The following is a 13,347-nucleotide window of genomic DNA, read 5'->3' on the forward strand; positions in this document are numbered from 1 at the left end:
CTGCAGAACGTGCAGGCCGAATACGCCTTTAGCCACCATCAATCTAAGGAATATAACCGGGGCGGAGAAGGCGCATATAAATCCATAGAGAAGAAAACGAAGCTAAAGGAACCATGAAATTTTTCGACTGAACAAAACGCCGATTTTGCGGGTTAGATCAATAAAAACAAGGGGATGAATTTTTAGCCTTTCAATATATTCACACGCAGAATAAGTAAATCAAATCGATAGTCTCAAAACTTGCGGATCGCCCATGCGGAGCCGATTGACAATGTTTTTGGCGATGGCATGATGCGCATGAAATTTGAACTTCCTCACGGTTTTTATTCATGTCCACCTATACCCGTCCCGTCATGCTTTTGCTGTGCGGGCTACTTTTGTTGACCCTGGCCATTGCGGTACTGAATACGCTTGTGCCGCTGTGGCTTGCTCAGGCAAACCTTCCTACCTGGCAGGTGGGGATGGTCAGCTCGTCTTATTTTACCGGCAATCTGGTCGGGACGTTATTTACCGGGTATTTAATTAAACGCATTGGGTTTAACCGTAGCTATTATCTTGCCTCGCTGATCTTCGCCACGGGTTGTGTCGGATTGGGGGTGATGGTGGGGTTCTGGAGCTGGATGAGCTGGCGTTTTATTGCCGGTATCGGCTGCGCCATGATTTGGGTGGTTGTCGAGAGCGCGTTGATGTGCAGCGGAACCTCGCATAATCGCGGGCGCCTGCTGGCTGCCTATATGATGGTCTATTACATGGGGACCTTCCTTGGACAATTATTGGTCAGTAAAGTATCTGGTGAATTGCTGCACGTCCTTCCCTGGGTGACCGGAATGATTCTGGCGGGAATTCTGCCGCTACTCTTTACCCGAATTGTAAATCAGCAAACGCAGACACGTCATTCCTCTTCTATTAGCGCCATGCTGAAGCTACGCCAGGCGCGTCTTGGCGTGAATGGTTGTATTATTTCCGGCATTGTTCTTGGTTCATTATATGGCCTGATGCCGTTATATCTGAAGCATCAGGGGATGGCTAACGCCAGCATCGGTTTCTGGATGGCGGTGCTGGTGAGTGCCGGCATTTTGGGGCAATGGCCAATGGGACGTCTGGCGGACAAATTTGGTCGCTTGCTGGTATTACGCGTACAGGTATTCGTTGTCATACTCGGCAGTATTGCCATGTTAACCCAGGCGGCGATGGCGCCAGCTCTGTTTATTCTGGGGGCGGCGGGTTTTACGCTTTATCCTGTTGCAATGGCCTGGGCCTGTGAAAAAGTCGAACACCACCAGCTTGTGGCAATGAACCAGGCGCTGTTGTTAAGTTATACGGTAGGGAGCCTGTTGGGGCCGTCTTTTGCTGCGATGTTAATGCAGAATTATTCAGATAATCTGCTGTTTATTATGATCGCCAGCGTATCGTTTATTTATCTGCTGATGCTGTTACGTAACGCCGGCCAGACGCCCAATCCTGTTGCCCACATCTAACTGTTCTCTGAATCGTATGCAGGACGTGAGTCTTGCATACTCTTTGTTTATGTTTTACGTAAAATAATTGACCTGCATAATTTTCTTGCTTTACTGAAAAATAAAATGTGCCGAAGGTTATAATTTTGCGTTCCTCTATTTTCTCTCTTCGTCTTTACCGCGCATAATCCCCCGCTTCATTTATAGTAATAGCATTGTGTTCACGAAGGATCGCGTTATGCCGAATGTGCAGGAAAAACAGTTGCGATGGTACAACATCGCCCTGATGTCGTTTATTACCGTTTGGGGATTCGGCAATGTTGTCAATAACTATGCTAACCAGGGGTTAGTGGTTGTCTTCTCCTGGGTGTTTATTTTTGCGCTCTATTTTATTCCTTATGCCTTAATCGTAGGGCAACTGGGCTCAACCTTCAAAGAGGGAAAAGGGGGCGTCAGTACCTGGATTAAGCATACGATGGGGCCGGGGTTGGCTTACCTTGCGGCATGGACCTATTGGGTCGTGCATATTCCCTACCTGGCGCAAAAGCCGCAGGCGATACTCATTGCATTGGGATGGGCTTTAAAAGGCGACGGCTCGTTGATAAAAGAATATACCGTCGTTGCCTTGCAGGGGCTGACGCTGGCATTGTTTGTTTTCTTTATGTGGGTTGCTTCCCGGGGGATGAAATCGCTAAAGGTTGTTGGGTCTGTGGCCGGAATTGCCATGTTTATCATGTCAATTTTATATGTTGTGATGGCAGTGACCGCGCCAGCAATTACAAACGTTGAAATTGCGACCACTAACATCACCTGGCAGTCATTTATTCCTCATATCGATTTTACCTATATCACCACCATCTCTATGTTGGTCTTTGCGGTTGGTGGGGCAGAGAAGATCTCGCCTTACGTTAACCAGACGCGGAATCCAGGAAAAGAATTTCCTAAGGGGATGCTCTTTTTAGCCGTCATGGTTGCGGTCTGCGCTATCCTCGGTTCGTTGGCGATGGGAATGATGTTTGATTCCCGGCATATACCTGACGATTTAATGACCAATGGGCAATATTATGCATTCCAGAAATTGGGTGAGTATTACCATATGGGTAATTCATTAATGGTGATTTATGCCATTGCCAATACTCTGGGGCAAATCGCCGCGCTGGTGTTTTCTATTGATGCGCCACTGAAAGTCTTACTGGGTGATGCAGACAGTAAATATATCCCGCAGCGCTTATGTCGTACTAACGCTTCAGGTACACCAGTTAACGGTTATTTGCTGACATTAGTGTTGGTCGCTATCTTGATTATGTTGCCAACGCTTGGCATCGGCGATATGAACAACCTGTACAAATGGCTGCTTAATCTCAATTCAGTCGTTATGCCGCTGCGCTATCTGTGGGTATTTGTCGCCTTTATTGCCGTCATTCGACTGGCGCAAAAGTACAAACCCGAATATGTGTTTATTCGCAACCGGGCGTTGGCGTTAACTGTGGGGATATGGTGTTTCGCCTTCACCGCGTTTGCCTGCCTTACCGGTATTTTCCCCAAAATGGAGGCGTTCACGCCGGAGTGGACATTCCAGCTGACGTTGAACATCGTGACGCCTTTTGTCCTGGTTGGGTTGGGATTAATTTTCCCACTGCTGGCGCGTAGAAACACATAACGACGCTCTTTTCCACGGCGCTCCTGTCAGGCGAGCGCCTTTTAAGGTTACAGGTGCCTGGGTTCCAGGCGGAGACCACGGTATTAACAGGCGCCGGGGCAGCAATAGTTGTCAGACCTTCAACTCAGCAGCAGATAAGCGACTCCTGCATTTAATTCCTGGTAAGCGCAATATTGTTAACCAGGCCTGTCTGACGGCGGGGTCGGGTATTTTAGCGGTAAGAGCGTTATCCAGACAGCAAAACGGCTACCGTCATGGGTAGCCGTTTAAAAGCGGATAAGTTAGCAGGCGATTAATACATCACTTTATGACCATACTGCTCAAGAATACCCTTTACACGCTCCATGGTCTCTTTTTTAGGCGGCTTTACGCCATCCAGTTTATATTCTTCGCCCATTGCCACCCATTTATGTTTGCCCAGCTCATGATAGGGCAGCAGTTCGATTTTTTCGACATTACCCATATCGCGGGTAAACTCGCCCAGGCGATGCGCGGAATCATCGTCGTCAGACCAGCCGGGAACGACAACGTAACGGATCCAGACCTTCACATTTTTCTTTGATAAATACTGCGCGAATTCCAGCGTCCGGTGATTAGAGACACCAACCAGATTCTGGTGGATCTCATCATTCATCTGCTTGAGATCGAGCATCACCAGATCGGTAACGTCCAGCAGTTCATCAATCACCGGGTCATAACGGCGCACAAAGCCGTTGGTGTCGAGACAGGTGTGGATACCTTCTTTTTTACAGGCGCGAAACCAGTCGCGTACAAATTCTGCCTGCAAAATGGCCTCGCCGCCGGATGCCGTCACGCCGCCGCCAGAAGCATTCATAAAATGCCGATAGGTCACCACCTCTTTCATTAAGTCTTCAACGGTGATTTCTTTACCGCCATGCGTATCCCATGTGTCGCGGTTATGGCAATACAGGCAGCGCATCAGGCAGCCCTGGAAAAAGGTAATAAAGCGGATGCCTGGGCCATCAACGGTGCCACAGGACTCAAAGGAGTGAATGCGACCAATAACCGGCTTTTTATCAGCAGTTACTGCAACACTTTCATTTGTAATACAATCGGTTAAGTTACTCATATCGCTTCGGCTAGCTCTAAATAACATGGGGTTTATGGACACATTCCGGGCATGTTGAGCACCCTGTTAAGGGGGTTGCATCCTGTAAAAAAGCGGTACTGCGAGCGTAAATTTTGGACTACAGAATGTGTGGCTGTTCCAGAATGTGCTGCAATGGAGCTATTTTACCTCTATTCAGTATAAAATATACGGCAAATCTATGCTGCATAACTTGCACCGCCAGAAATTGTGGCTAATTCATCAGCCCGGTACCTCTGTTTAACGCCCGAACCGCAATACATACTGTAAGTGTATCATCCGTAGCGTCCTGGTTTTGCTGTTTATGATCCGCCTCTTTTTTCGAATGGTTGGCACCGTTTTGTTGTGGTCAGAACGAAAATAATTCTCAACATAATTCAGATGTGTCCAAAGAACGTTATGCCTGTCCAGTGCCTGGCGTCGCATTCAACGTGCAATCAGGTGTAAATCTGATGTTATTTCTAAACCCGGACTGATTCAATCTCTTAAATAGAGTGTGGTTTTAATCAAAAAATGAGAGCAACGGATTGGACTTTGCTTTCGCGGTAAATAATCAAGGGAGTTATTATGCCAGTTGCGTTAAGTTTTGGTAATCGTCATAACTATGAAGTTAATGCTTCACGGCTAGCCCGTTTGATGAGTCCTAATAAAGAAGAAGCGCTATACATGGGGTTATGGGATAGATTTAAGGACTACTTCAGAACACACAAAAAAAGAGAGGTGCTGGAGGTATTATATACACTCATCCATGGATGTGAACGTGAAAATCAAGCTGAACTTAATGTTGATACAATCGGCATGGAGAAGATATATGCCTTTGCACAATTAAAACAATATGCTAATCCATCTCAACAAGACCGCTTTGTTATGCGTTTTGATGTGAGTCAGACACAAGTTTTATTTGAGATTGATGGCAGGGTTATTGATAAATGTAATTTGCATCGTATCCTCAACGTTTCAGAAAACTGTATTTTTAAAGTGATGGAAGAAGATGAGGAAGAGTTGTTTTTTAAAGCATGTATTAAGTATGGAGAAAAAATTGCTTGCTATCCAGAATTATTAGAAAACTTTGCTTTTGACCTTAGGCAGAAAGTTAATGAGGATGATGAAATTAGGGATGAAGTTTATAAGCTTATGCGATCTGGAGAAAATCGAAAAATGGCATGTGTTGAATGGAATGGTACGCTTACTGAGGATGAGAAGAATAAACTACGTTGTCTTCAAATGGGGTCTTTTGAGATTTCTACCCAATTTTGTAAAATAGGTTACCGGGAATTAGAGGGAGAAGTCCTGTTTGATATGGTTCATCCAACACTTATCTATCTGCTACATGGATATATACCGTCATTGTCATGTGATTTTACAGAAGCTAACACCATGCTGTTTTCTGATGCATTAAATAAGGATTATGAGGAGTATCAAAATAATAAAAGAGAAATTGATGCTATTCTGAGAAGAATATATAGATCACATAATAACACTTTATTTATAAGTAAAAATTCTGGTTGTCGAAATATGCTTTTATAAAAATTAAAAAGGCCCCACTGATATGGAGCCTTTTTTGTACGCTTTTTATGGCGTAATTTCAGTCAAACCCATTACATGGTCTGCGTGAAGGTACGAGTAATAACGTCCTGCTGCTGTTCTTTCGTCAGGGAGTTAAAACGTACTGCGTAACCAGATACACGGATGGTCAGCTGCGGATATTTTTCCGGATGTTCCATCGCGTCCAGAAGCATTTCACGGTTCATGACGTTGACGTTCAGGTGCTGACCGCCTTCGATGGACGCTTCGTGGTGGAAGTAACCATCCATCAGACCTGCCAGGTTAGTCTTACGAACTTCGTCGTCTTTACCCAGTGCGTTCGGAACGATAGAGAAGGTATAAGAAATACCATCTTTCGCGTAAGCAAACGGCAGTTTAGCAACGGAGGTCAGAGAAGCGACAGCGCCTTTCTGGTCACGACCGTGCATCGGATTAGCACCTGGTCCGAACGGCGCGCCAGCGCGACGACCATCCGGGGTGTTACCGGTTTTCTTACCATACACAACGTTAGAAGTAATGGTCAGAACAGACTGTGTCGGGATAGCGCCACGGTAGGTGGTCAGTTTCTGAATTTTCTTCATGAAACGTTCTACCAGGTCAACCGCCATGTCATCTACACGAGCGTCGTTGTTACCAAACTGCGGGTATTCGCCTTCGATTTCGAAGTCGATAGCCAGACCATCTTCGTCACGAATCGGTTTAACTTTCGCATATTTGATGGCAGACAGGGAGTCAGCCGCAACGGACAGACCTGCGATACCACACGCCATGGTGCGGATAACGTCACGGTCGTGCAACGCCATCAGAGAGGCTTCGTAGCTGTACTTGTCGTGCATGTAGTGGATAACGTTCAGCGCGGTGACATACTGTTTAGCCAGCCAGTCCATGAAGTGATCCATGCGATCCATCACTTCGTCGAAGTTCAGAACATCGCCTTTGATCGGTTCGGATTTCGGACCAACCTGCATTTTCAGTTTTTCATCAACGCCGCCGTTGATTGCGTACAGCATGGTTTTCGCCAGGTTTGCACGCGCGCCGAAGAACTGCATTTGTTTACCAACGATCATCGGGCTTACGCAGCATGCGATAGCGTAGTCATCGTTGTTGAAGTCCGGACGCATCAGGTCATCGTTCTCGTACTGCAGAGAAGAGGTGTCGATGGAGACTTTAGCGGCGAATTTCTTGAAGTTCAGCGGCAGTTTTTCAGACCACAAAACGGTGATGTTCGGCTCCGGAGACGGCCCCATGGTGTACAGGGTGTTCAGGAAGCGGAAGCTGTTTTTGGTAACCAGAGTACGGCCATCAACGCCCATACCACCGATAGATTCGGTTGCCCAAATCGGGTCGCCGGAGAACAGTTCATCATATTCAGGAGTACGCAGGAAGCGAACCATACGCAGTTTCATGACCAGGTGGTCAATCATTTCCTGTGCGTCTTGCTCGGTGATTTTGCCTGCTTTCAGGTCACGTTCGATGTACGCATCCAGGAAGGTGGATACACGACCGAAGGACATTGCTGCGCCGTTCTGAGATTTAACCGCAGCCAGGTAACCGAAGTAAGTCCACTGGATTGCTTCCTGAGCGTTAGTCGCCGGACCAGAGATATCGCAGCCGTATTTAGCCGCCATTTCTTTGATCTGACCCAGAGCGCGGTGCTGTTCAGCGATTTCTTCACGCAGACGGATAGTCGCTTCCAGATTTACGCCGTTTTCCAGATCGGATTGCAGAGACGTAAACTGTGCGAATTTGTCTTTCATCAGGTAGTCGATACCGTACAGCGCTACGCGACGGTAGTCACCGATGATACGGCCACGGCCATACGCATCCGGCAGACCGGTCAGAACGCCGGATTTACGGCAACGCAGGATGTCCGGAGTATAAACGTCGAACACGCCCTGGTTGTGGGTCTTACGGTATTCGGTGAAGATTTTTTTGATCATTGGGTCCAGCTCGCGATTGTACGCTTTGCAGGAACCTTCAACCATTTTGATACCGCCGAACGGGATAATCGCACGCTTCAGCGGAGCTTCAGTCTGCAGACCAACAATTTTCTCAAGCGCTTTGTTGATGTAGCCAGCGTCGTGAGAAGTGATGGTGGAAGCAACGGAGGTGTCAAAGTCAACAGGCGCGTGAGTGCGGTTTTCCTGTTTAACGCCTTCCATTACGCTGTCCCACAGCTTGGTGGTCGCGTCAGTAGCGCCAGCCAGGAAGGACTCGTCACCCTCATACGGAGTGTAGTTTTTCTGAATGAAGTCACGGACGTTTACTTCATTCTGCCAGTCACCTTTGGTAAAACCTTCCCAGGCTGTGGCTAACTTTTCATTAAGCTCGGACATGTAACACCTACCTTCTTAAGTGGATTTTTTATTTACTGCGTGTAATGGGCATCAACAGATTAATGATGCTCGTTACCACGCAGGTAAATGACCCAGTATGTCAACCCGACCAACAAACCGCCGCCGATAATATTACCGATCGTGACCGGAATCAGGTTATCAGTGATGAAGCTCATCACGGTCAGGTGAGAAAAACTTTCCGGAGACGAACCAACCGCGGTCCAAAACTCCGGTGTAGCGAAATCGCGTATTACAATACCCATAGGAATCATAAACATGTTTGCGATACTGTGCTCAAAACCGCTGGCGACAAACATGGCGACGGGCAGTACCATGATGAACGCTTTGTCCATCAGGCTACGACCTGAGTAGCTCATCCACACGGCCAGACAAACCATCAGGTTCGCCAGAATACCGAGGCAGACAGCTTCAATAAAAGTGTGGTGCATTTTGTGGTCGGCAGTTTGCAGGACGTTAAGTCCCCATTGACCGTTGGCAGTCATATACTCGCCGGAAAGCCACATCAGTAACACGAAAAGCAGAGCGCCAATCAGGTTACCAAAATAGACGTTTAACCAGTTTTTAGCCAGTTGCCCCCAGGTGATGCGACCGCTAGCTTTAGCTACAACGATCAGAACAGTAGAGGTGAAAAGATCAGCGCCGCAAATAACACAGAGAATCAGTCCCAAAGAGAAACAGATACCCCCGATAAGTTTCGCCATGCCATAAGGCATCGCGCCAGTACCGGTTGTCGCAGTAATATAAAAAACAAAGGCAATTGAAATGAATACGCCGGCGGTAATCGCCAGATAGAAAGTCTTAAGCGGATGTTTCGTTGCTTTATAGACGCCTGCTTCTTCAGCCACTTTGGCCATTGCTGCAGGGAGTAAAAGGTCAAAAGGGTTGTCAGCTTTCACACTAACTCTCTCTTTATTAAGTCGGCGACGAGATACTAACAAAGCATTATAGATGAGAATTTGATATAGATCATATCTCGCCTGGCTTATAGGCCCGTAAGTCGCATGGCTTTTATGCAATTACGGTGTAACTTTTTGATTATCCTAATAAAAATAAATTTTAAAAATTATAAATAGAGTTGAATTTTTTCCTGACTCCTCCTGCTGCACGGTTAATTAATATGGAGTAATCAACAAATAAAGTAACATCACCATGTCAATTAATTTAATATCAACAACCAATATTTAACCTTGTTATTACATTTTTCGCCGTTTAGTGAAAATAAATAAAACGGGGCCGCAAAGGCGCCCCGTAATATAACGCAGCCGAGAGGGTAAACCTACCCTAAGTCACTCATATGGCCTTATTTTGACCAGTATGCCGCTTTCGCGCGCTGTAATTTATCATACGCTTTTAACAAGGACTGATGCGCCGGGAACGCTTGTAGATCGTGGTCGACAGCCGGTAGTCCGTAAAAAGCCGCTTCACCGCTAAGCGCAGCGCTGGCGGCTTCTACAGCCTCTGCGCCATACATTTTTATAAAAGCATTGAGATATTGCAGCGGCTGACGCGCATCTTCTTGCGACAGGAGCAGCAGAGTTTGCAGGCAACGGTAATAGTTTGCGCGTGCCGGACTAAAGACCGACGAATTGAACTCCATCGTCCATTCTGTCCAGATTAGCGCCTGCTCCAAATCGCCGCCCGCTAACGCTAACATTGCTTTTAATTCGCCGACGCGCAGTGTATACCAACCATTGTCCGCTCCGGTCGCCAGACCCAGCAGCTCACGCACGCGGGTGAAATCGTCAAAACCTTCTTCATCCAATTGTTCAATCAGATTGAGATAGTCTTCTTTATTCCAGGCGCTACCGGGCAGCGAAAGCAGAGTCTCACGAAGATGGCTACCCATATTGTTGTTGGCCAGCCACAGATCTTCGGCAGGATAAATATCAGACATTCCCGGTACGATAATACGACAGGCGTATACGCCGAGATGCTCGTAATCGGCAATGTAAACTTCTTTATCTTCAGCAGCGAAGATGGCCATCAGCGTGGCGAATTCTTCTTCGGTAGTGCCGGAAAAACTCCAGTCCGTGAACGGGTAATCGGCGTCCTGTTTGAACAGATCCCAGGAAATCAGGCCGCTGGAGTCGATGAAGTGGGTCTCCAGATTAGTGTGCTCCGCGACTTCTTCATCATCGAACGTTGGTGGGGTGAAGACATCAAGATCTTTCAGTCCGCGTCCCTGGAGTAGCTCGGTCACTGTACGTTCCAGCGCAACGCCAAAGTCAGGATGGGCGCCAAAAGAAGCAAAGCAGGTACCGTTACCCGGGTTGAACAGCACGACGCAGATAACCGGATACTTACCGCCCAGCGAGCCGTCATAGGCGAAAATCGGGAAACCCTCGGCTTCCAGCGTGGCGATTGACTCCATTACCGCCGGATAACGCGCCATCACCTCTGCGGGAATCTCCGGCAGACTGATACTTTCCGCAATGATGCGATTTTTCACATAACGCTCGAAGACTTCCGATAGTCCCTGAACGCGGGCTTCATTACGCGTATTGCCGGCGGACATTCCGTTAGAGACGTACAGGTTGCCGATGATATTCATCGGAATATACACGGTCTGGTTATCGGACTGACGGGTAAATGGCAGGCCGCAGACGCCGCGTGCTTCATTGCCGGACTGAAGATCAATTAACTGGCTTCCGGTGAGTTCATTTTCCGGATCGTAAAACGCGCGCAGACGGGCATCAAGCAAGCCTTCCGGTACGTCGTCATTTTCAGTCAGCGGGAACCACTTTTCGTTCGGGTAATGCACGAATGGCCCGTTGGCGACTGTTTCGCCAAGCCAGAAATCAGCAAAGAAGTAGTTGGTTGACAGACGCTCGAAGTATTCGCCCAGCGCCGAGGCCAGCGCCGCTTTTTTGGTCGCGCCTTTTCCGTTGGTAAAGCATAACGCGCACTCTTTATCGCGAATATGCACTGACCAGACGTTTGGCACCGGGTTCAGCCAGGAGGCCTCTTCGATGTGAAAGCCGAGGTCGAGTAACTTTTGCTGGAAGCGGGCGATGGAGTCTTCCAGCGCGGCGTCTTTGCCGGGAATAAATGTTTGCGTCATGAAAATCACTTTTGTCGTACGGAAAGCGCGCAATGATACGGGTTTTATGTGACGGGCGCTATCTCGCCGGGACATCGGCGGAAATAAAAGTATTGGCTATGCTTTTACACTGGAATTCACAGGAAGAGCATAAAAAATGAAAGCATTTGATTTGCAACGAATGGCGCTGGATAACGTGCCGGTAGCGTTTTTGGGGGAAGTGGCGCTACGTAGCTTTTACACCTTTGTTCTGGTGTTTCTTTTCTTAAAGGTGACAGGACGACGCGGCGTACGGCAAATGTCGCTTTTTGAAGTGCTGATCATTTTGACATTGGGATCGGCGGCAGGCGACGTCGCGTTTTATGATGACGTTCCAATGCTCCCTGTTCTGGTGGTATTCATCACCCTGGCGCTGCTCTATCGCCTGGTCATGTGGCTGATGGCGCATAGTGAAAAGTTGGAAGATCTGCTGGAAGGCAAGTCGGTGGTCATTGTTGAAGACGGCGAACTGGCGTGGGAAAAACTGCAGCGCTCGAACATGACGGAGTTTGAATTTTTTATGGAGCTTCGCTTGAATGGCGTTGAGCAACTGGGGCAGGTCAGACTGGCCATCCTGGAGACAAACGGACAAATCAGCGTCTATTTCTTTGAAAATAAAGACGTTAAGCCGGGGTTAAGCATTCTTCCTGAGCACTGTACGCCACGCTTTATCGTGGCGCCGGAGGCTGGCGACTATGCCTGCGTACGTTGCAGTGAAGTGATACGCATGAATGTCGGGGAAAAGCAATTATGTCCGCGCTGCGCAAATCCAGAATGGACGAAGGCAAGCCGGGCTAAACGCGTTGTTTAACAGCGAAAATATCGGATTTATACGGTTAATCCGGAAGATTCTGTTGTGTGACGCATGCCGCATTTTCTCCTCGCATTGTTTTACCCATTGCGGCGCGTGTCACTGAATGATAAAACCGATATTCACATGAATAACGTTTGCCTGATGTCTGTCAGGCAGGGAACAATGCAGCGTGGTGAGGGGAAATGGCTCAGGTCTTTAATTTTAGTTCAGGTCCGGCGATGCTACCGGCGGAAGTACTTAAACTGGCGCAACAGGAACTGCGTGACTGGCACGGTCTTGGTACGTCGGTAATGGAAATTAGCCATCGAGGCAAAGAGTTTATCCAGGTCGCTGAAGAGGCGGAGCAGGATTTTCGCGATCTCCTTAATATCCCCTCCAACTATAAAGTTTTATTTTGTCACGGCGGCGGTCGCGGGCAGTTTGCTGGCGTGCCGCTCAATCTGCTGGGCGATAAAACCACGGCGGATTATGTCGATGCTGGTTACTGGGCGGCGAGCGCCATCAAAGAAGCCAAAAAATACTGTGCGCCGCAGATTATCGACGCCAAAATCACCGTTGACGGCAAACGTGCCGTAAAACCGATGCGCGAGTGGCAGCTTTCCGATAACGCCGCTTATTTACACTATTGCCCGAATGAGACCATTGACGGCATCGCCATCGATGAAACGCCGGATTTTGGCCCGGAAGTGGTCGTCACGGCGGATTTTTCTTCTACCATCCTGTCTGCGCCGCTGGACGTCTCTCGCTATGGCGTAATTTATGCTGGCGCGCAGAAGAATATCGGTCCGGCAGGACTGACGTTGGTTATCGTCCGGGAGGATCTGTTAGGCAAGGCGCATGAGAGCTGCCCGTCCATCCTCGACTACACCGTCCTGAATGATAACGACTCGATGTTTAATACGCCGCCGACTTTCGCCTGGTATCTTTCCGGCCTGGTGTTCAAATGGTTGAAAGCGCAGGGCGGCGTGGCGGCGATGCACAAAATCAATCAGCAAAAAGCGGAGTTGCTGTACGGTGTGATTGATAACAGCGATTTCTACCGTAACGATGTCGCACAGGCCAACCGTTCGCGGATGAACGTTCCGTTCCAGTTAGCGGACAATGCGCTGGACAAGGTCTTTCTGGAAGAGTCTTTCGCCGCCGGTCTGCACGCCTTAAAAGGGCACCGTGTTGTTGGCGGTATGCGCGCCTCTATCTATAACGCCATGCCAATTGAAGGGGTGAAAGCGCTGACCGATTTCATGATCGATTTTGAGCGTCGCCACGGCTAATACGTTTTTTTTCATCCCCACGGCCAGTCTGTGGGGTTTTTATTTCTGTTTTTTGA

Annotated in this window: 9 protein-coding genes and 1 pseudogene; 5 read left to right on the plus strand and 5 right to left on the minus strand. The window is 48.2% G+C overall.

The genetic code is table 11. The features are described 5' to 3' along the window. Positions 1-329: 329 nt before the first annotated feature. Positions 330-1,478: an MFS transporter gene (locus ACLJQJ_RS03650; protein ID WP_000109278.1), complete on the plus strand. Its 1,149-nt coding sequence runs from the start codon at positions 330-332 to the stop codon at positions 1,476-1,478. Between the two features lie 217 nt (positions 1,479-1,695). After that, a complete protein-coding gene (locus tag ACLJQJ_RS03655; protein ID WP_001134264.1) occupies positions 1,696-3,117 on the plus strand; it encodes an APC family permease in 1,422 nt (473 codons plus the stop codon). 292 nt (positions 3,118-3,409) lie between these two features. Here the strand turns inward: ACLJQJ_RS03655 and pflA are convergent, their stop codons facing one another. Together pflA and ACLJQJ_RS03665 are read right to left on the minus strand one after the other, a co-directional pair. Beyond that, on the minus strand, positions 3,410-4,207 hold the full coding sequence (pflA, locus tag ACLJQJ_RS03660; RefSeq protein ID WP_000067928.1) for a pyruvate formate lyase 1-activating protein: 798 nt from the start codon (positions 4,205-4,207) through the stop codon (positions 3,410-3,412). A 118-nt stretch (positions 4,208-4,325) separates the two neighbouring features. Then, positions 4,326-4,662 (minus strand): annotated as a pseudogene (locus tag ACLJQJ_RS03665) (cytoplasmic protein). Positions 4,663-4,792: 130 nt separating this feature from the next. On the opposite strand from ACLJQJ_RS03665, the gene sopD2 reads away from it, so the two are divergent. Then, a complete protein-coding gene (gene sopD2 / locus ACLJQJ_RS03670) occupies positions 4,793-5,752 on the plus strand; it encodes a type III secretion system effector SopD2 (RefSeq protein ID WP_063809336.1) in 960 nt (319 codons plus the stop codon). 71 nt (positions 5,753-5,823) lie between these two features. On the opposite strand, the gene pflB is transcribed toward sopD2, so the two are convergent. The 3 genes from pflB to ycaO all read right to left on the minus strand — a co-directional run bounded on the left by pflB (position 5,824) and on the right by ycaO (position 11,188). Next, positions 5,824-8,106, minus strand: a complete 2,283-nt coding sequence (pflB, locus tag ACLJQJ_RS03675; RefSeq protein WP_001292799.1) for a formate C-acetyltransferase — start codon at positions 8,104-8,106, stop codon at positions 5,824-5,826. 59 nt (positions 8,107-8,165) lie between these two features. After that, positions 8,166-9,023: a formate transporter FocA gene (focA, locus tag ACLJQJ_RS03680; protein ID WP_000642539.1), complete on the minus strand. Its 858-nt coding sequence runs from the start codon at positions 9,021-9,023 to the stop codon at positions 8,166-8,168. Positions 9,024-9,427: 404 nt separating this feature from the next. Beyond that, a complete protein-coding gene (ycaO, locus tag ACLJQJ_RS03685; protein ID WP_000194825.1) occupies positions 9,428-11,188 on the minus strand; it encodes a 30S ribosomal protein S12 methylthiotransferase accessory factor YcaO in 1,761 nt (586 codons plus the stop codon). Between the two features lie 136 nt (positions 11,189-11,324). On the opposite strand from ycaO, the gene ACLJQJ_RS03690 reads away from it, so the two are divergent. Next, positions 11,325-12,017 carry a DUF421 domain-containing protein gene (locus ACLJQJ_RS03690; protein WP_000642868.1) on the plus strand — a complete coding sequence of 231 codons (693 nt, stop codon included), beginning with the start codon at positions 11,325-11,327 and terminating at the stop codon, positions 12,015-12,017. Positions 12,018-12,202: 185 nt separating this feature from the next. Continuing rightward, positions 12,203-13,291, plus strand: coding sequence for a 3-phosphoserine/phosphohydroxythreonine transaminase (gene serC / locus ACLJQJ_RS03695; RefSeq protein WP_000079590.1), 1,089 nt, complete (start codon positions 12,203-12,205; stop codon positions 13,289-13,291). Positions 13,292-13,347: the final 56 nt, after the last annotated feature.

Source organism: Salmonella sp. SAL04202 (assembly GCF_046550775.1).
GTDB classification, from domain to species: Bacteria; Pseudomonadota; Gammaproteobacteria; order Enterobacterales; family Enterobacteriaceae; genus Salmonella; species Salmonella enterica.

Excerpts from the sequence above, each read along its gene's own strand:
- ACLJQJ_RS03650 (WP_000109278.1), top strand. The coding sequence starts at position 330 with ATGTCCACCTATACCCGTCCCGTCATGCTTTTGCTGTGCGGGCTACTT.
- ACLJQJ_RS03655 (WP_001134264.1), top strand. The coding sequence starts at position 1,696 with ATGCCGAATGTGCAGGAAAAACAGTTGCGATGGTACAACATCGCCCTG.
- pflA (WP_000067928.1), bottom strand. The coding sequence starts at position 4,207 with ATGAGTAACTTAACCGATTGTATTACAAATGAAAGTGTTGCAGTAACT.
- sopD2 (WP_063809336.1), top strand. The coding sequence starts at position 4,793 with ATGCCAGTTGCGTTAAGTTTTGGTAATCGTCATAACTATGAAGTTAAT.
- pflB (WP_001292799.1), bottom strand. The coding sequence starts at position 8,106 with ATGTCCGAGCTTAATGAAAAGTTAGCCACAGCCTGGGAAGGTTTTACC.
- ycaO (WP_000194825.1), bottom strand. The coding sequence starts at position 11,188 with ATGACGCAAACATTTATTCCCGGCAAAGACGCCGCGCTGGAAGACTCC.
- ACLJQJ_RS03690 (WP_000642868.1), top strand. The coding sequence starts at position 11,325 with ATGAAAGCATTTGATTTGCAACGAATGGCGCTGGATAACGTGCCGGTA.
- serC (WP_000079590.1), top strand. The coding sequence starts at position 12,203 with ATGGCTCAGGTCTTTAATTTTAGTTCAGGTCCGGCGATGCTACCGGCG.